Annotated in this window: 18 protein-coding genes; 5 read left to right on the top strand and 13 right to left on the bottom strand. The window is 68.2% G+C overall.

Going from position 1 to position 18,313, the window contains the following annotated elements; translation table 11 throughout:
• From GON09_RS08900 to GON09_RS08885, 4 genes are read left to right on the top strand one after another with little or no spacing between them, the layout of a single operon-like run.
• Positions 1–870: a MaoC/PaaZ C-terminal domain-containing protein gene (locus GON09_RS08900; protein WP_213931484.1), complete on the top strand. Its 870-nt coding sequence runs from the start codon at positions 1–3 to the stop codon at positions 868–870.
• Positions 867–1,523 (top strand): PaaI family thioesterase, encoded by a 657-nt coding sequence (locus GON09_RS08895; RefSeq protein ID WP_213931483.1) that lies wholly within the window; start codon positions 867–869, stop codon positions 1,521–1,523. The genes GON09_RS08900 and GON09_RS08895 overlap by 4 nt, the downstream gene beginning before the upstream one ends.
• 45 nt (positions 1,524–1,568) lie before the next feature.
• Positions 1,569–2,357 (top strand): SDR family NAD(P)-dependent oxidoreductase, encoded by a 789-nt coding sequence (locus GON09_RS08890; RefSeq protein WP_213931482.1) that lies wholly within the window; start codon positions 1,569–1,571, stop codon positions 2,355–2,357.
• An 18-nt stretch (positions 2,358–2,375) separates the two neighbouring features.
• Positions 2,376–3,557, top strand: a complete 1,182-nt coding sequence (locus GON09_RS08885; protein WP_213931481.1) for an alpha/beta hydrolase family protein — start codon at positions 2,376–2,378, stop codon at positions 3,555–3,557.
• Positions 3,558–3,566: 9 nt separating this feature from the next.
• Here GON09_RS08885 and fdhD read toward each other — a convergent pair whose 3' ends face one another.
• Positions 3,567–4,397 carry a formate dehydrogenase accessory sulfurtransferase FdhD gene (gene fdhD, locus GON09_RS08880; RefSeq protein ID WP_213931480.1) on the bottom strand — a complete coding sequence of 277 codons (831 nt, stop codon included), beginning with the start codon at positions 4,395–4,397 and terminating at the stop codon, positions 3,567–3,569.
• 299 nt (positions 4,398–4,696) lie between these two features.
• Here fdhD and GON09_RS08875 point away from each other — a divergent pair, with 299 nt between their 5' ends.
• The gene (locus GON09_RS08875) at positions 4,697–6,034 is read left to right on the top strand and encodes an ammonium transporter (protein ID WP_213931479.1); all 1,338 of its coding nucleotides are present in this window, start codon (positions 4,697–4,699) and stop codon (positions 6,032–6,034) included.
• A gap of 67 nt (positions 6,035–6,101) precedes the next feature.
• Here the strand turns inward: GON09_RS08875 and GON09_RS08870 are convergent, their stop codons facing one another.
• The 12 genes from GON09_RS08870 to GON09_RS08815 form a co-directional block, all read right to left on the bottom strand.
• The gene (locus tag GON09_RS08870) at positions 6,102–6,749 is read right to left on the bottom strand and encodes a helix-turn-helix domain-containing protein (protein ID WP_213931478.1); all 648 of its coding nucleotides are present in this window, start codon (positions 6,747–6,749) and stop codon (positions 6,102–6,104) included.
• Between the two features lie 114 nt (positions 6,750–6,863).
• Entirely contained in the window at positions 6,864–8,054 is a 1,191-nt protein-coding gene (locus tag GON09_RS08865; RefSeq protein ID WP_213931477.1) for an NAD(P)/FAD-dependent oxidoreductase, read from the bottom strand.
• 78 nt (positions 8,055–8,132) lie between these two features.
• Positions 8,133–8,684, bottom strand: a complete 552-nt coding sequence (locus GON09_RS08860; protein ID WP_213931476.1) for a HutD family protein — start codon at positions 8,682–8,684, stop codon at positions 8,133–8,135.
• Positions 8,685–8,696: 12 nt separating this feature from the next.
• The gene (locus GON09_RS08855) at positions 8,697–9,926 is read right to left on the bottom strand and encodes an allantoate amidohydrolase (protein ID WP_213931475.1); all 1,230 of its coding nucleotides are present in this window, start codon (positions 9,924–9,926) and stop codon (positions 8,697–8,699) included.
• Entirely contained in the window at positions 9,923–10,228 is a 306-nt protein-coding gene (locus GON09_RS08850; protein WP_307854344.1) for a WhiB family transcriptional regulator, read from the bottom strand. The genes GON09_RS08855 and GON09_RS08850 overlap by 4 nt, the downstream gene beginning before the upstream one ends.
• A gap of 4 nt (positions 10,229–10,232) precedes the next feature.
• Positions 10,233–11,558: an FMN-binding glutamate synthase family protein gene (locus GON09_RS08845; RefSeq protein WP_213931474.1), complete on the bottom strand. Its 1,326-nt coding sequence runs from the start codon at positions 11,556–11,558 to the stop codon at positions 10,233–10,235.
• Positions 11,559–11,600: 42 nt separating this feature from the next.
• The gene (locus GON09_RS08840; protein ID WP_213931473.1) at positions 11,601–12,299 is read right to left on the bottom strand and encodes a protein glxC; all 699 of its coding nucleotides are present in this window, start codon (positions 12,297–12,299) and stop codon (positions 11,601–11,603) included.
• Between the two features lie 53 nt (positions 12,300–12,352).
• A complete protein-coding gene (locus tag GON09_RS08835; protein WP_213931472.1) occupies positions 12,353–13,240 on the bottom strand; it encodes a glutamine amidotransferase in 888 nt (295 codons plus the stop codon).
• A 57-nt stretch (positions 13,241–13,297) separates the two neighbouring features.
• Complete coding sequence (glnT, locus tag GON09_RS08830; RefSeq protein ID WP_213931471.1) at positions 13,298–14,677, bottom strand: type III glutamate--ammonia ligase; 1,380 nt, start codon at positions 14,675–14,677, stop codon at positions 13,298–13,300.
• Positions 14,678–14,878: 201 nt separating this feature from the next.
• A complete protein-coding gene (locus GON09_RS08825; RefSeq protein WP_213931470.1) occupies positions 14,879–16,027 on the bottom strand; it encodes an acyl-CoA dehydrogenase family protein in 1,149 nt (382 codons plus the stop codon).
• Positions 16,028–16,059: 32 nt separating this feature from the next.
• Positions 16,060–17,418, bottom strand: coding sequence for an MFS transporter (locus GON09_RS08820; RefSeq protein WP_244865452.1), 1,359 nt, complete (start codon positions 17,416–17,418; stop codon positions 16,060–16,062).
• Between the two features lie 78 nt (positions 17,419–17,496).
• Positions 17,497–18,291: a MaoC/PaaZ C-terminal domain-containing protein gene (locus GON09_RS08815; protein ID WP_213931468.1), complete on the bottom strand. Its 795-nt coding sequence runs from the start codon at positions 18,289–18,291 to the stop codon at positions 17,497–17,499.
• Positions 18,292–18,313 lie beyond the last annotated feature (22 nt).

Below are 18,313 nucleotides of genomic sequence, written 5' to 3'. Positions count from 1 at the left end.
ATGTCTATCGACCCGGATGCCGCGCTGTCCGCCGCCCCCACCACCCGTGAGGGCACCTGGACCGAACGCGACGTGATCCTCTACCACCTCGGTCTGGGTGCGGGCGTCGACTCGCTCGATCCCGCCGAGTTGCGGTGGGTGTACGAGAAGACTCTGCGGGTCCTGCCGACCTTCGCAATGGTCGCCGGGCAGGGGATCTCCGCCGGTACGGCGACCCCGGCCGGACTGAACCTACCGGGAATCGACATCGACCTGCGCAGGATTCTCCACGGCGGCCAGTCCGTCGCCGTGCATGCCCCGATCCCGGCCGCGGGCGCAGCGACGATCTCGTCGCGTGTCGCCGACGTATGGGACAAGGGCAAGGCCGCCGTGATCGTGCTCGAGCAGACCGCGATGAACGGCGACGGAAACCCGTTGTGGACCACTGCGATGCAGATCTGGGCCCGCGGCGAGGGCGGCTTCGGCGGTGACGCCGGACCCGACGTGCCGAATGCGGTCCCGGAACGCGACGCCGACAAGGTCCTGGTGTCGCCCACGAGCACGCAGCAGGCGCTGGTGTACCGACTCAGCGGTGACATGAACCCGTTGCACGCCGACCCCGCGTTCGCGAAGACGGCCGGCTTCGACCGGCCGATCCTGCACGGACTCGCGTCGTACGGTGTCGTGTGCAAGGCCGTCGTCGACGGTCTGCTGGACGGGGATCCCACCCGGGTCCGCTCGTTCTCGGTCCGGTTCGCCGGCTCGCTGTACCCGGGGGAGACGATCGAGACGGCGGTGTGGCGCGACGGCGACACGCTCACTCTGCTCGCCACATGTCCCGAACGCGACGGGCAACCGGTACTCACCCACGCCACCATGGAGGTCCGATGAGGGTCGACCCGAACACCCACCCCATCGTCGGGAACGCGCCCGACGGCACGGTCCTGACCTCGGCGCCGCAGGACACCGCTGTCGACCGTGCCACCGCCGCAGCACGACGCGTGGTGGACGCGTTGCTGCGCACCGATCGCACCAACGCGAATCTCGAGCGGGTCGCGGAGGAACTCGTCAGCATCGCCGAGCACCTCGACGAACATGCTCCGGAAGTGCAGGAGCGGCTCATCGATATGTGGCACGGAGAGGGCGTCACCCGGCACGATCCGGTCACCGGACCGGAGAACGCGCTCGCGCCACCGTTGGTTCTCGCCGGTCGCGAGGACGGATCGGTCGAAGGCGTCGTCGAGTTGACGTTTCCGTATCAGGGCCCGCCCGGGCACGTGCACGGCGGAGTCTCCGCCCTCCTGCTCGACCACACGCTGGGCGTGGCGAACGCGTGGGCCGGACGCAGCGGCGCCACCGCCCAGCTCAACGTGCGGTACCACCGGCCGACGCCCCTGTTCGAGCCGCTGACGGTCAGTGGCCGTCTGGTCGAACAGGAGGGCCGCAAGATCAGCACGGTCGGAGAGATCCGGACCGCGGACGGCACGGTGTGCGTATCCGTCGAGGCGCTCTTCATCGACAGGACGGTCCCTCGTCCTCGCTGACGGTCGTCACCGCACAGGTCGCCGACATGGGGAGAGGAAGCAGACATGGGGAAGTTGGACGGCAGGGTAGCGATCGTTACCGGAGCCGGTATGGGGATCGGCCGAGGAGTCGCCGGGGCGCTGGCCCGTGAGGGCGCGAGTGTCGTGATCGCCGAGGTGGACGAGAAGGCGGGCGCCGAGACCGCCCGGTGGCTCACCGATCGGTGGGACACGCGCGCGCACTTCGTGCCGACCGATGTCACCGACCGTGAACAGGTGCACGCGATGGTGGACTCGGCCGTCCGCGAGTTCGGCCGCCTCGACATCCTGGTGAACAATGCCTGGCGTTCACTGGGTTTCGCGCGGATGGAGAAGACGTCCGACGAGAATATGCAGGCGGGTTTCGACATGGCTGTCATGGCTGCCTTCTGGGCGATGCAGCGCGCGTACCCGGAACTCGCCCGGCACGGAACCGGCCGCGTGATCAACATGTGCAGTCTCAACGGCGTCAATGCGCATATGTACTCGGTGTCGTACAACGCCGCGAAAGAGGCGTTGCGCAGCATGACCCGCACCGCCGCCCGGGAGTGGGCACCGAAGCAGGTGTGCTGCAACGTGATCTGTCCCGGCGCGCAGAGTGCGGCGTATCGGCGGGTCGCGGAAGCCGATCCGCAGATGGCTGCGACGCAGGCCGCGGCGAACCCGATGGGCCGCATCGGTGACCCTCTCGACGACATCGGTACCGTCGCGGCTTTTCTCGCGAGCGACGACTCGCGTTATCTCACCGGCAACACGTTGTTCGTCGACGGCGGTAGCCACATCAACGGCGTGCAATGGGCGCCGGCGGTCGACTGACATCCCGATGGAGGATTCATGATCTCTCGTACTTCCCGGCGCGTCGTGTCGGTACTCGCCGCCGTCTCGATGCTCGGTGTCGTTTCCTGTTCCGACTCCGGCGACGACGCGCAGGAGACAGCCGGCGGACCCGGCTCGCTGGTCACCGACCGCCCCCTCATCGGCGCGGCAGCGCTTCCCAGCGCGTCTCGGACGCATCTGATCACCTATCTGTCCGAAGGCGCCGAGCGTCGTCCGGTCCTCGTCTCGGGCACCGTCGCGATTCCGGAAGGAGAGGCGCCGGAAGGTGGCTGGCCGGTGATCAGCTGGGCACACGGCACCACTGGGGTCGGCGATGCCTGTGCGCCCTCCGCCGACACGCCCGGCGGCCCGGCCCACTCCTATGTCGGAAGGACGACCGCCATGCTCGACCGGTGGGTCGCCGACGGCTACGCCGTGGTTCAGACCGATTACGAGGGCCTCGGCACTCCGGGCGGACATCCCTACATGAACGGGGAGAGCGCGGCCGACAGCGTCGTCGACATCGTGCGTGCCGCCCGAGAACTCGATCCGGAGATCGGAACCCGCTGGGTTGCGATGGGGCACAGTCAGGGCGGACACGCCGCTCTGTATGCGGCGGCACGCGGCGAAGAACGCGCCCCCGAACTCGAATTGCAGGGTGCCATCGCCCTCGCCCCGGGAAGCCGGACCAGTGAGACGGCCCAGTACTACGCGAGCGCCGGTCCCGCGATCGGTCCGGCACTCGGCTTCCTGCCGGTCCTGCTGCTCGGAGCGCAAGCAGCGGACCCGGCCATCGACGCCGACGCAATGCTCACGGACGCGTCACGCCCCCTGCTGGCCGCAGCGCGCACCGGATGCATGGACGACATCCGCGAAGCAGCGAGCGCGGTCCCGGTGGATCAGGTGTTCGCGCCCGATGCGGACCTCGACGCGCTCCGCGAGTACTTCGCCGGTCAGGAGCTCGAAACGCTCACCCCGTCGGTGCCGACGCTCGTCGTGCAGGGAACAGACGATGTGCTGGTGTCGCGCACGGTTACCGACGAGGTGACCGCGGCGCTGTGCAGCAACGGCGCGGATCTGACCTATCGGGTGTACGAGGGGGCCGACCACCGCGCGGTGCTCGAAGAGTCCTTCGACGACGTGCGGGCATTCGTCGACGGAGTCCGCGCAGGCGAGACGCAGGACGGGACCTGCGGTTGATGCCGTCGTTCACTCGGTCTTGATGCGGTCCGGTGCGGTGTACACGTTCATCGTCTCGCCGCGGAGGAAACCCACCAGGGTCAGGTCCGACTCCGCGGCGAGATCGACGGCGAGCGACGAGGGCGCCGACACCGCCGCGAGCACGGGGATCCCGGCCATCACGGCTTTCTGCACGAGCTCGAACGAGGCGCGTCCGCTCACCATGAGCACGCTGTGCGAGAGTGGAACCCGGTTGTCGGTCAGTGCCCAGCCGAGCACCTTGTCGACCGCGTTGTGCCTGCCGACGTCCTCGCGCAGGGCCAGCAATGCGCCATCGGGAGTGAACAGGGCAGCCGCGTGCAGACCCCCGGTCGATTCGAAGACCTGCTGGTGCCGCCGCAGTGTGTCGGGCAGTTCGGTGAGCGTGTGCGTACCGATCGAGGTGCTGCCGGCCTCTCGCAGCGGATATCGCGTGCGGGTGCGTACCTCGTCGAGCGAGTTCTTCCCGCATACCCCGCACGCGGAGGTGGTCGTGAACGCGCGTCGTCCCGTCCCTTCCGGGATCGTGACACCGGGCGCGAGGGTGATGTCGAGAACGTTGTAGGTGTTCGCGCCGCTCGCGTCGACCCCGTCACAGTATCGGACCGCGACGATGTCCTCGCGAGTGCCGATCATTCCTTCGGCCAGGAGGAATCCGTGGATGAGGTCGACGTCGTGCCCGGGGGTGCGCATGGTGATCGTCAGCGATTCGCCGCCGATCCTGATCTCGAGCGGTTCCTCGACGGCGAGTGTGTCGGGACGCCGCGTCACCCTGTCCGTCGTGATGCGCAGTACCGGTCGACGTGTCGTGACCCGTCCCATCGTCTACCTCCCAGATGCGTGCAGCGGTTCGAGCCGTCGTTCCCACGGAACTCGCCAGGTCAGGGGTACCCGGTATGGCGGCGCGTCATCCTCCATACTGCCTGCCCGTTCACGGCCTGCCTTCGCCCTGCCCACCGGGCACTACGGACCGCTGTTGCCGGGCGGTGGCGTTACACGAAATTCACCCGCTCCTCGCAGGGACATTACAGACTCGGTCCACTCTCAGGGGACGGTGATGAATGCGGGTCACCGTGTGGCTTCGGGGTCGCGGACCCCAGGATCGAACAGGGTGGACTTATATGGAACAGGCACTCGCGGCCGCCGATACCGCCTGGATTTTGGCGGCGTTCACAGCAGTCGTACTGATGGTTCCGGGCCTTGCGCTGTTCTACAGCGGCATGCTCGGAGTCAAGAGCGCGCTCAACATGATCATGATGGTGTTCGGCGGCTTCGCCGTCACTGCCGTCCTGTGGGTGCTGTTCGGTCCGGCCGCCGTGCTCGGTGACAGCGTCGGGGGCCTCGGCCTCATCGGCGATCCGTTCAGCGACATCGGTCTGGGGTCGTTGCTCGAGGAGGACCCGGCCGGCGGGGTGCCGGCAGCGTTGACCGCGGCCTTCCACCTCCTCTTCGCGGGTATCACGGTGGCGATCATCGCCGGTGGCGTCGCCGATCGGATGAAGTTCTCGGCGTGGCTGGTGTTCTCGGGTATCTGGGTCGTTCTCGTCTACTTCCCCGTCGCGCACTGGGTCTTCGCCTTCGACGACGAAGAGGCCGGTACGCAGGGCGGATGGATCGCCAACACACTCGCTGCACACGACTTCGCCGGTGGCACAGCCGTGCACATGAACTCGGGTGTCGCGGCGCTCGCGCTCGCGGTCGCACTCGGTCGCCGTCGTGGATTCCCTCACGTGGCACGTCCTCACAACCTGCCCCTCGTCGTGCTCGGTGGCGGCATCCTGCTGTTCGGCTGGTTCGGATTCAACGGCGGTTCGGCAGGCGGAGCCAACCATATGGCCGGTGTCGTCGTCCTCAACACTCTCGTCGCCGCGATGGCCGGTCTGCTCGGATGGCTGATCGTCGAGCGCATCAAGGAGAAGCACGCCACGACACTCGGTGCGATCTCCGGCGTCATCGCTGCCCTCGTGGGGATCACGCCCGCGGCGAGCCTCGTGTCGCCGCTCGGCGCCCTGCTGATCGGTGCGGTCGCCGGTGCGGTGGGCTGCTTCGCCGTGAGTTGGAAGTTCCGCATGGGCTACGACGACTCACTCGACGTCGTCGCGATCCACCTCATGGGTGGCGTCGTGGGCACCACCCTCATCGCCTTCGTCGCGACGGCCGCTGCGCCGGCCGGTGTCGACGGCCTGTTCTTCGGCGGGGGCATCGACTTCCTCGGACGTCAGGTCGTCGCGATGGCCGCCGTCTTCGCCTACTCGTTCGCGGTGACCTTCCTGATCGCGAAGATGCTCGACAAGATCATGGGTATCCGGGTGGACGCCGACACCGAGATGCGAGGAATCGACGTTCCGGTCCACGGGGAGACGGCCTACGTGATGGACTCGTTCTCGCCCACCGGCCCGTCGACGCTGCGTCCCGAGGTGTTCGCCGAGGACCGCGACGTCGTCGTGCCCAAGTCCTGACCGACGAGGTTCACCGGTCGAACGGCAGGAGCCCTCACCGCTGTGCGGTGAGGGCTCCTACGGGTGTTCACGGCTGATGGTTGTCCGGATACGCCGTGACGGCGAGGAACCGGATGGGCAACTTCAGCAGTTCGTTGGGTCCGTGCAATCCCTCGCCGTCGATGAGCAGGGCGTCGCCCGGTTGCAGGTGGTACTCGGAATCGCCGTGGCCGTAGAGCATCTCGCCCTCGAGCATGTACAGCAACTCGGTGCCGGGATGCTGGAAGAGGGGGAAGACGTCGCTCGCGTCGGTGAGGGTCACCAGCACCGGTTCGAGCCTCTTGTGTTGCCCCCTCAGCGCCCCCAGCAGTTCGTAGTGGTGACCGACCCGTGTACCGCGACCGACGATCTCGGCCCCGTGACCGTTCTTCGTGAACACCGCATCGCGGTGGGCATCGGCGCCACGGAACAGTGAGGTGACCGGAACGTCGAGACCGGCGGCGAGGCGCGCGAGAGTCGAGAGGCTGCACGAGGTCTGGGCGTTCTCGATCTTCGAGAGCATGGCCTTGGAGATCCCCACCTTGGCCGCCATGTCGCCGACGGACAGGCCGCTGGCCAGCCGCAACGACCTGACTTGGTGGGCGATCGCGCGCTCGAGATCCACGCCCGTCGGGGTGCCGCGCGGGACTTCGCGTCCGGAATCGTCGTACAGGACGGGACGATCTGGGCTGGCCATATCGTCAGCGTAGCGTGTGTCCACCAGTGGTGAACGCCGCGATGCGGACATGCGGGTGCCCTCCACGGATCCGGCAGGGTCCGGGAGGGCACGAGCGCGCTACAAGGCCGGGGATCAGCGCATCTCGCCGGCCCCCTCGTAGGGGTTGAGGCTCAGGAGCAGATCGCCCTCCTCGAAGCGGGAGAAACGGAAGTCGTCCGGGTTCACGTTCGGCAGATCGGTCTTCCCGTCGATCAGCAGGTCGGCGACCAGTTTGCCCACGGCGGGGGAGATCTTGAAGCCGTGCCCGGAGAATCCCGTCGCCAGGAACAGGCCTTCGACCGGTGCCGGGCCGATGACGGGGTTGTAGTCCTCGGTGACGTCGTACGCACCGACGTACGAACTGGTGATCCGCGGGTCCGGCATCTCGGGCAGACGGTTGCCGAGTTTCATGATGTTCTTCTCGATCGTCGAGTCGTCGGCGCGATTGATGTACTTGTCGGGGTCGATGTACTCCGGTGTCTGGTGATCGGAGTTGCCCACGAGCAGTTCGCCGTTCGGTTCGCGGCAGATGTACTGCAGGCCGGCCAGATCGGACAGCACAGGAACCTCCGGGGTCGGGACACCCTGATCGACGAGGACCAACTGCGCGCGTTGCGCCCGGACGTCGATGTCGATGCCGACCCCGGCGACGAGCGCCGGCGTCCAGGGGCCGGCGGCGACGATGACCTGCTCGGCGTGCACCTCGGAACCGTCGGCGAGGGTCACGCCGTAGACTCGGCCGGCGGCGTTCTGCAGCAACGACGCCACGGGGGTGCTCTGCCGGATCTTCACGCCCATCCGACGGGCCGTGGCCCCGAACGCCATTCCCGCCATGTAGGACTCGCCGCGACCGCCGAGCGGTTCGTAGGCGAACAGGGCGAAGTCCTCGAGGTTCAGGCCCGGCCACAGTTCGGCCATCTTGTCGTGGGCGATGAGTTCGGTGGCGATGCCCAGACCCTGCATCATCTCGATGTTCGCCTCGAGCGGCTCGACGTTGTTCTCCGCGACACCGACGACGTAACCGCACTGGCGGAAAGCCATGTCGTCGCCGAAGATCTCGGTCGCCCGGGTGAAGATGTCGACGCCGTACCAGGACATCGCGGCCAGCGACGGGGTGCCGTAATGGCATCGCACGACGCCACTGGACTTTCCGGTCATGCCCGAGCAGAGGGTGTCGCGCTCGAGGACGAGGACGTCGGTCTCGCCGCGGTCGGCGAGTGAGTAGGCGATGGCCAGGCCTTCGAGGCCGCCGCCGACGATCAGGAACTTGGTCGTGTCCGTCACCTGAGGATCCTTTGTTCGAACGGCCTCCGGCAGGGGAGGTCCGTGGGGGAGTCGATGTCGTCGGGAAGGAATCGGTTTCTACGAGAGGAAGGGAGCCGGGCCGATGTGCACCAGCAGTCCGGTGGCCGAGGCTCCACGTACGGTGACCGCCTCGTCGCGGATCAGGAGACAGTCTCCGGACATGGCACCTTCCGCGCCGGCGTGCACGGTGCCCGACCGCACGTACAGGGCGGTGACCCCGTCTGCGGCGGTGTCGAATTCCGTGTCGAGCGTCAGATACGTGACCCCGGCGGTGGCGGCCCCGCGCTCGGTCATGATGTTGAAAGCCCGGGTCGTGCCTCGGGGCACGCAGCGCGGCGCATCCTCCCCGGCGAACGGATGCGGGTGCCACGGATCCACCGGTTGGGGCCCGGGCCCCGAGTCGAGGTCGACGCCGTGCTCACCGACGACGGTGAAGATGCGGTCGGTGCGGGCGAAGGCCGAGAACTGGGTCGGCTCCGAACCCAGATCGGCCAGGCTGATCCGCCACAGCGGACGGCCGTCGGGGCCGTCGGGGCCGGTCGCGACCTCCTCGGTCGTCCCGGCGCCGTTGCGCCAGGGTACCCGCCGTCGGTCGTCGGCCCGGATCACCTGCACAACCATCTAGCTGCCCGTCGTCCAGTCCGCCATGATGTCGGCCAGCGCCCGCGCCCCGATGTTGCAGTCGTCGGCTTCGGCGAACTCGTGCGGTGAGTGCGACACCCCGGTGGGATTGCGCACGAACAACATTGCGGTGGGGACCTTCTCCGACAGGATGCCGGCGTCGTGCCCGGCCTGGGTGGGGAGCACCGGGACGTCCCCGAGATGGGACAGCGCCCGGCGCAACCGTTCGCGCGGTCCGGCCGGGAACTCGACGATGGGGGTGATCGATTCGGCGAAGACGTCGAGTCCGATCTCGTCCGGCAGGCAGTGCCGGCGGGCCTCGGCCTCGATCTCGGCGACCAGTGTCGTCAGGGTCTCCTCGTCCGCGGCGCGAGCGTCGAGCCAGGCCTTGATCTCGGAAGGAATCGCGTTGGCGCCGTTGGGCAGCACCTCGAGCTTGCCGAAGGTGGCTACCGCTCCGGCTGCTGCCGCACACGAGCGGGCGCTGTGGACCGACGAGGCGTACGCGAGCATCGGGTCGCGACGGTCCACCAGACGCGTGGCACCGGCGTGGTTGGCCTCACCGGTGAAGGTGAACTGCCACCGGCCGTGCGGCCAGATCGACGACGCGACCGCGACGGGCGCGTCGACGAGGTCGAGGGCCCGGCCCTGTTCGACGTGCAACTCGACGTACACCCCTACCCGGTCGACCAGGCCGGGATCTGCGCCGATGTGTTCGGGCACCCGGCCGGCGCGCGTCATCGCCTCGGCCAGGGTGATTCCGTCGCGATCACGCAGGCCGAGCGCCCGCTGCGGAGCCAGTGCCCCGGTGGTGAGCTGACTGCCCACACATGCCACACCGAAGCGGGCGCCTTCCTCGTCGGAGAACGCCGTGATCGCGATCGGCACGGCCGGGACGATGCCGCGCTCACGGACCAGATCCACTGCGGCGAACGCCGAGACCACGCCGAGGGGGCCGTCGAACGCACCGCCGTCGGGCACCGAATCCAGGTGCGAACCGGTGACGAAGGCGCCGGTGGGATCGCCCGCCCAGCCCTCGGGAAGCCACCAGGCCCAGAGGTTTCCGTTGCGGTCCTCTTCCACGTCCATGCCGCGTTCGGCGGCACAACCGCGGAACCACTCGCGGAGAGTGAGATCGGCGTCGCTCCACGCGAATCGGCGGTAGCCTCCGGTGGTCGAGTGCTTGCCGACGTCGAGGATCGATGCCCAGAGCGAGTCGAAGACGGTCATGTGCTGTGTCCTCTCGAGAATTGGCTGTGGCAGGCACGTTCGTGCTGCGTGGATCGGGCGCGGGCGAGCCACCGGTGACGGATCAGCTCCGTGGGCGTCAACCCGCCCCAGATCCCGTGCGTCTCCCCGGCGAGCGCCGCGTGGTCGCGGCACGGTTCCCGCACGGGACAGGAGGCGCAGACGGACTTGGCGCGGGCGACACCCTCGGGCGCGTCGTCGAAGAAGTCGACGTCCCGGGACCGGCAGACGGCCTGTGCCTGCCAGTCCCGGATGTCGTCGAGCAGGGCTGCGAAGGTCGTCACGGGACTAGAGCGTCCGGCCGGGGATCCAATCGGTTCCGGCCAGGGGAACCCGTGCCATGGCGGCGGCCTCCATCGTGACGGCGACGAGGTCCTGCGGTTCGAGATTGCGCAGGTGCGACTTGCCGCACGCCCGGGCGATGGTCTGCGCCTCCATGGTGAGCACCCGCAGGTAGTTCGCCAGGCGGCGGCCACCCTCGACCGGATCGAAGCGGGCCTGCAGGTCGGGATCCTGCGTGGTGATACCGGCGGGATCCTTGCCGTCCTGGAAGTCGTCGTAGAAGCCGGCGGCCGAGCCCAGCTTCTCGTATTCGGCCTGGTACTTCGGATCGTTGTCGCCGAGGGCGATCAGCGCGGCCGTGCCGATGGCGACGGCGTCGGCGCCGAGGGCCATCGCCTTGGCGACGTCGGCACCCGAACGGATACCGCCGGAGACGATCAGTTGCACGCCGCCCGGAGTGCGGTGCACACCCATCTCCTGCAGGGCCTGCACGGCCTGGGGGAGCGCGGCGAGGGTCGGGATGCCCACGTGCTCGATGAAGACGTCCTGGGTGGCGGCGGTACCACCCTGCATGCCGTCGACCACCACGACGTCGGCGCCGGACTTCACGGCGAGCTTGACGTCGTAGTAGGTGCGGGTCGCGCCGACCTTGACGTAGATCGGCTTCTCCCAGCCGGTGATCTCCCGCAGTTCGAGGATCTTGATGGCGAGGTCGTCGGGGCCGGTCCAATCGGGGTGCCGGCATGCGCTGCGCTGGTCGATGCCCACCGGCAGGGTGCGCATCCCCGCGACGCGTTCGGTGATCTTCTGGCCGAGCAGCATACCGCCACCGCCGGGCTTGGCGCCCTGGCCGAGCACGACCTCGATGGCGTCGGCCTTGCGCAGGTCGTCGGGGTTCATGCCGTACCGGGAGGGCAGGTACTGGTAGACCAGGTGCTTGGACTGTCCGCGTTCCTCCGGGGTCATACCGCCGTCACCGGTGGTGGTGGACGTGCCGACCTCGCTGGCGCCGCGGCCGAGGGCCTCCTTCGCGCGGCCGGACAGCGCACCGAAGCTCATTCCGGCGATGGTGACCGGGATATCCAGGTGCAGTGGGTACTTCGCGTTGCGGTCGCCGAGGACGACGTCGGTCTCACACTTCTCGCGGTAGCCCTCGAGGGGGTAGCGCGACATCGACGCCCCGAGGAACAGCAGGTCGTCGAAGTGGGGAACCGTGCGCTTGGCACCCCAGCCGCGGATGTCGTAGATGCCGGTCGCGGCGGCGCGCTGGATCTCGTGGATGACGTTGCGGTCGAAGGTGGCCGACTCACGCAGTCCGGGCTGGAAGGTCATGGAAGTCTCCTCGGGGTCGAGCGGGCGGAAGAACGTCGGGCGTCAGTACGCCGAGGCGTTGTCGACGTGGAAGTGGTAGAGCTGACGGGCCGAGCCGTAGCGGGTGAATTCGGCCGGGTCGGCGTCGAAACCGGCCGCGTCGAGCAGTTCCTGCAGTTCGGCGACGTGCTCGGCGCGCATCTCCTTCTTGACGCAGTCCGCGCCGAGCGAGGCGACGCGGCCCCGCACGTAGATCCGCGCCTCGTACAGCGAATCACCCAGGGCCTCACCGGCATCGCCGAGGACGACGAGGCGGCCGGCCTGCCCCATGAAGGCGCTCATGTGTCCGATGTCGCCGCCGACGACGATGTCGACGCCTTTCATCGAGATGCCGCAGCGGGCGGCGGCGTTGCCTTCGATCACCAGCAGTCCGCCGTGGGCGGTCGCGCCGGCGGACTGCGAGGCGTCACCGGTGACGCGCACGCTGCCCGACATCATGTTCTCGGCGACCCCGACACCGGCATTGCCGTCGATGGTCACGTGGGCGTGCTGATTCATCCCGGCGGCGTAGTAGCCGACGTGGCCGTCGACCCGGACGTCGATCGGCCGGTTCAGGCCGCAGGCGAGTGCGTGGGCGCCCTGCGGGTTCGTAACCTCGACCGAGGCCGGGGCCTCCGTCGCGTGCAGTGCCGCATTGAGTTCGCGGGTGGTGGTCGTCGCCAGGTCGTAGGTGGCGGTCGGGAGCAGGGTGTCGGTGGTCATGATTGCCTCCGGGGAACGAGGTCGGACAGCGGAATCGGGGACGATGGTGCCGGTCAGCGTTGCCACACGTAGACCCGGTCCGGTTCGGGTTCGAAGATGTGGGCGTCGGCGATGCCGGGAAGCCCTGCCAGAGCGCGGAACTCCGAAGCCATCGCGACGTAGGCGTCGCACTCGGCGACGATCGCGGGCTTGCAGGCGATCGGATCGCGGACCACCGCGAAGGAATCGGAAGTGGACACCAGCAGGGTGTAGAAGCCGTCGAACCGTTCGCCGAGCAGACGCAGGGCCTTCTCGAGATCCGCGCCCTCGGCGAGGTGCTGGGCCACGAAGCGTGCTCCGACCTCGGTGTCGTTCTCGCTGTCGAACACCACGCCCTCGTCCTCGAGTTCGCGTTTGATCGACAGGTGGTTGGAGAACGAACCGTTGTGGACGAGGCATTGGTCCGGTCCCACGGCGAAGGGATGCGATCCTGCTGCGGTGACCGCGGATTCGGTGGCCATGCGCGTGTGGCCCACACCCTGCCATCCGGAGACGGACGGCAGCCCGAAATTCTCCGCGAGAACACGCGGATCGCCCGTTCCCTTGAGGACGGTCACGTCGTCACCGAAGCCGATGACGGTCGCCGCGGGCGCCAGGGCACGGACGGTATCGGCGAGCAGGGCCGCGGGGACGGGGGCGTGCAGCACGGTGGTGGGTGCGAGGTCGAGCGCACCGACGGTCACGCCCAGTGCGTCGCCGACGGTCGCGGCGAGATCCGACGGCGCGTCGAGCACCGAGACCGACGACTCCCCGGCAGGGGAGAAGACCGGATTGCCGTAGACGGCGACGCCCGCCGAATCCGGTCCGCGGTCCACCATCTGCCCGAGCATTCCGGTCAGCAGGCTGCCCAACCGGGGCTCGAGCGCGGTGTCCCGCAGATGAAGTCCGACGATTCCGCACATGGTCGTCTCTCCTGTTCGATGGGTCTGTTCGATGTATCCGGAAGAAGTCGAAGGTTCTCAGAAGGCGGTCAGATAGCTGTCGATCTCCCACGGGGTCACGGTGTTGTGCCAGTGGAAGAACTCCTCGCGCTTGAGGGAGGCGAAGTAGTCGGCGACACTCGCGCCGGCCGAGTCGAGGGCGCCGACGACGACGGGATCGGCCACGAGGGCGTCCATCGCGTGCAGCAGCGTCATCGGCAGCGGGTCCGCGGAAGCGCCCGTACCGGGAGTGCCCGGGTCGAGGTTGCGCCCGATGCCGTCGAGGCCGGCAGCGACCGTGGCAGCGGTGGCGAGGTACGGATTCGCGGAGCCGTCACCGCCGCGCAGTTCGACGCGGTTGGAATCGGGGACGCGCAGGTAGTGCGTGCGGTCGTTGCCGCCGTAGGTCGCGTACCGCGGCGACCAGGTTGCGCCGGAGGAAGTGCTGGTCGCGCCGGTGCGCTTGTAGGAGTTGACCGTCGGCGCGATAACGCCCTGCAGGGCGCACGCGTGTTCGAGGATACCGGCGATGAAGGAGTAGGCGGTCTTCGACAGACCCAGCCCGCGCGGGTCGGATGCGTCGGGGAACGCCGAGGCGCCGTCGCTCCACAGGGACAGGTGCATGTGCATGCCCGATCCCGTGCGGTCCGCGAAGGGCTTGGGCATGAAGGTCGCTGTCATGCTGCGCTGTTCGGCGAGCACGGAGATCAGGTAGCGCAGGGTCACCACCCGGTCGGCGGTGGTCAGCGCGTCCGCGTACTGGAAGTTCTGCTCGAACTGGCCGTTGCCGTCCTCGTGGTCGTTTGCGTAGTTGCCCCACCCGAGGGTGTTCATCGCTGCCGAGATCGAGGTGAGGTGCTCGTACATGCGGGTCACGTCGCGGGCGTCGTAGCAGGGCTGGCGGGAGGTGTCGAGCGCGTCGGCCGTGCGCAGCGTTCCGTTTTCGTCCTTGTTGACGAGGAAGTACTCGATCTCTGCACCCACGTTGACCTCGAGGCCCAGCTCGGCGGCCTGGGCGAGCACGGACTTGAGGATCACGCGCGGCGCGTACGGCCAGGGCTCACCTTCGACGTGCGGGTCACAGTGGACGAGGGCGAGGCCTTCGCGCACGAACGGGATGGGCGTGAACGACGCGGCATCGGGGATGGCGACGAGGTCGGGGTCCTTCGGGACCTGGCCCATCGAACCTGCGGCGTAGCCGGCGAAGCCGACGCCCTCGGTCTCGAGCTCCCCGACGGATTCGACGGGAACGAGCTTGGCGCAGGGCTTTCCGGACAGGGTGGTGAAGACGGCGAGGATGTAGCGGGTGCCGGCGGCGTGGGCGAGTTCGGTCAGCGTGGGGGATCCGGAGGTCTCGGGGGACCGGCCGTTCGAGGACGGGAGGCGCAGCACGGACGTGTCGGTGGCTTCCAGCGTCATGGGGGCTCCTCGGATTCGACTGTGGGTTTCACTATATGAATCGGTGTCGAATAAAAGGAAACACGGTGCCCATGACAGGCGTGTTACGCGAGGGTGAGATTGCCGTGACGGTTCGCCGGAAACGGCCTGCACACACACGGAAAACAGCGGCGGGACGGTCGAAGGACCGTCCCGCCGCTGCGGGGTACTCGCGTGGGTGTTCTACCGGAGGCCGAACGAGTTTCCGATGATGTCGCGCTGGATCTCGTTGGTGCCGCCGTAGATGGTGGCGCCCAGGGCTGCGCGCACGTGCTGCGCCATGTCGAACTCGGTGGAATAGCCGTAGCCACCCATCATCTGCATGCCCTCCAGGGCAGTGCTCTTCGCGACCTCTGTCGCCTTGAGCTTCGCCATCGACGACGCGCGGGCCAGGCCCTGCGGGTCGTCACCGGCATCGGCGCGGTGCGCGACGCTGTAGACGAGCAGACGAGTGCACTCGATCTCCGTCGCGAGGTCGGCGATGCGGTGCTTGATCGCCTGGTACGAGCCGACCCGGGTACCGAACTGGGTGCGCTCGGAGACGAACGCCAAGACGTCGTCGAAGGCGCGTTCGGCGGTGCCGAGCATCTGCGCGGCGAGGATCAGCCGCTCGGTCGCCAGACCCGGCATGAGCTGGGCCCAGCCCTGACCGACCTCACCGACGACCGAGTCGGCGGGCAGCACGCAGTCGGCGAAGTAGAGGTCGTTGACCTCGGTTCCGCCCAGCGTGTCGATGCCCTTGATCGTCAGTCCCGGAGTGTCGGCCGGCACGTGGAACATGGTGAGCCCGTGGTGCTTCTTCTCGCCACGCGCGGTACGAGCGACCAGGAGGATGCTGTCCGCCTGATGGGCGTTGGTGATCCACGTCTTCTGACCGTTGATCACCCAGCCGTCCGCGGTGCGCTCGGCGCGGCAGGTCAGCGCCGCGACGTCGGAACCGGCTTCCGGTTCGGACATCGCGATCGCCAGCGCGGCACCCTCGGCGAGCCGGCCGAGCACCGTCCGCTTGAGCTCCTCGCTCGCGAACTTGGTGTAGATCCCGGCGGTGATGAGGGTCGTGCCGTGCCACGGGACCGGCGCCAGACCGCGGTGGAGTTCCTCGAGCAGGACGCACAGGTCGACATGGTTGCCGCCGGCCCCGCCGTACTCCTCGGGGACGTTGATCGCGGCCCAGCCGAGTTCGGCGATCCGCCGGTTCAGCTCGAGGCTGTGTCCTTCGCGGCCGCAGTCGGTGAGCTTGTCGCGCTGTTCGCGCGTGCCCACTTCGCGGCGGCAGAATTCGCGGACGGCCGCCCCGAACTCGCGCTGCTCCTCGCTGAGCATCACAGTCATGAGAATCTCCTGGTCGATCGGATGGGTGGTGCTCAGACGGGGTCGCCCACGCGGACCCGGAGGTCGCGGGACTCGTCGTCACTGTCGTCGGCCGCCGTCTCGGAGGTGAAATGGCTGCGCATGGAGGCTGCGGCGACGAACGAGACGACAGCGGTGCCGACGAGGATCGCGGCGAGCGGCCACCAGTGCTGCGAGCCGTCGGTGGGCACGAGAGCGGCGGCGACGAGCGGGGTCGGTGCCGCCCACGCGACACCGGAGAACGCGCTGCACAGGGCGACACCGCTGTACCGCACCTCGGTCGGGAACAGGTTGGCGGTCATGCTCGAGACCACCGCGTAGGTGGTCGCGTGGCCGAGCACGAGAGCCGCGGAGAATGCGACGATCATCAGCCCCATGTTGCCGGTGTTGAACAGGGCGAACAGCGGGAATGCGAAGGCGCCGGTGAAGACCACCCCGCCCACGAAGACCGTCCAGGCGGACAACCGGTCGCAGAGGATGCCGACGCCGACCATCGCGAAGAGGTCGATCGTCGCAGCGATGAGCAGGATCATCAGGGTGTCGCTCTTGGTGAACCCGTGAATGTTGGTCGCCATCGTGAGCATGTATGTGGTGATCAGGTAGAACAGCACGATCACGCTGGCCTGCAGGCCGATACCGGCGAGCACGCGGCTCGGCATCGTGCGCAGGACGGTGGCGATCGGGTTCTTCGTGACGGTGCCCGTCTCCTTCACCTCGGTGAATTCACTCGATTCCTCGACGCCGAGCCGGATGACGAGACCGATCAGGACGAGGACGAAGCCGGCGAGGAACGGGATCCGCCAGCCCCACGACATCAGCTGGTCGTTCGGCATGCGGGCCACGAAGTACATGACGACCGTGGCGAGCACGAGCGCGAGCGGACTCGCGATCTGGGGTGCGGAGCCGTAGAAGCGTTCGCGGGTCTTCGGCGCGTTCTCGACACTCATGAGAACCGCTCCACCCCACTCACCACCGACCGCAACGCCCTGGAGGAAACGGAGGGCGATGAGCATGATCGGCGCCCAGATACCGACCTGATCCCAGGTGGGCAGCAGGCCGATGAGTCCCGTGGCGGCACCCATCACCGTGAGAGTGGTGATCAGTGTCGTGCGCCGGCCGAGCCGGTCTCCGAGATGGCCGAAGACGAACGCGCCGACCGGGCGGGCGAGGAAGGCGACACCGAGGGTCGCGAAGGAAGCGAGGATGCCGACGTTCGACCCCAGTTCGGGGAAGAAGATCGTCGAGAAGACGAGCGTCGCGGCCGTGGCATAGATGAAGAAGTCGAACCATTCGACTGTGGTGCCCACGAGGCTGGCGAGAAACGCTCGTTTTTGCTGCTTGGTTCCGAAACTGGAAGCGGCGTGTGCGGTCATGTGAGTCCCTTTCGGCGGGAACTTCGTGTGGGGCGGGGGATTTCCTTCGGTAGAGCCGGACTGCGAGCGGACGTGCGATCAGAAGCTCGCGTGACCGCCGGAGAGCACACCCGTGGTATCGATCCGGGCGTCGAAGTCGACCTCGGTGCCGGACGCCTGCGCGCGGACGGCGAGGGTGGCGTCGGGAAGAACCGGGGCCGCGAAGCGGGCGCGGAGTTCGCGGAGTTCCCACGGCTCGGCGCCGACGGCGCCGGCGACGGTCCGCGCCGCGATGCCCAGCGTGCACAGGCCGTGCAGGATGGGACGCTCGAAACCGTAGCCCGAGGAGACCTCCGGATCGATATGGACGGGGTGCAGATCACCGGTGAGCCGGTACAGAGCAGGCAGGTTCGCGGCGATGTGGACGTCCTCGCGGAACGGCGCGTCCTCGAGGTCGACCCGCGGCGACGACGGAGCGCGCTCGCCGCCCCAGCCACCCGAGCCCGGCAGATGGATCGCATAGGTCGCCGTGAACTGCTCGCACTCGACCGCGACGTCGATGGTCGCGGCGGGTCCCTTGTCCCACACGTCGGCGACGCGAGCGTGCATCTCGAGTTTGCCCGAACGCGGGAAGGGGGAATGGACCGTCAGCTGCTGCGCGGCGTGCAGCGACTTCAACCGGTCGTAGGCGCCGAGCTCCCCGGCCTCCTCCACCGCCCACAGGCCGAGCCCGAGCCCGAAGGTCGGCAGGACGTGCAGGTCCCGCTCGTAGACCAGGGACAACTGGTCGGGACGGGCGCCGACGCACAACGCGTAGAGGATGGCGTCGGAGTCGTCGTACGACACGACCCGGTTACCGAGGTCGTAGCCTTTCAGGGAGGCAACTGCGTTCATGAACTTTCCTTCGGGTGGAGAG

The organism is Rhodococcus sp. B50 (genome assembly GCF_013602415.1).
Lineage (GTDB): Bacteria > Actinomycetota > Actinomycetes > Mycobacteriales > Mycobacteriaceae > Rhodococcus.
Note: the sequence above shows the minus strand (reverse complement) of the source record. Positions and strands in the feature narration are given on the sequence as shown.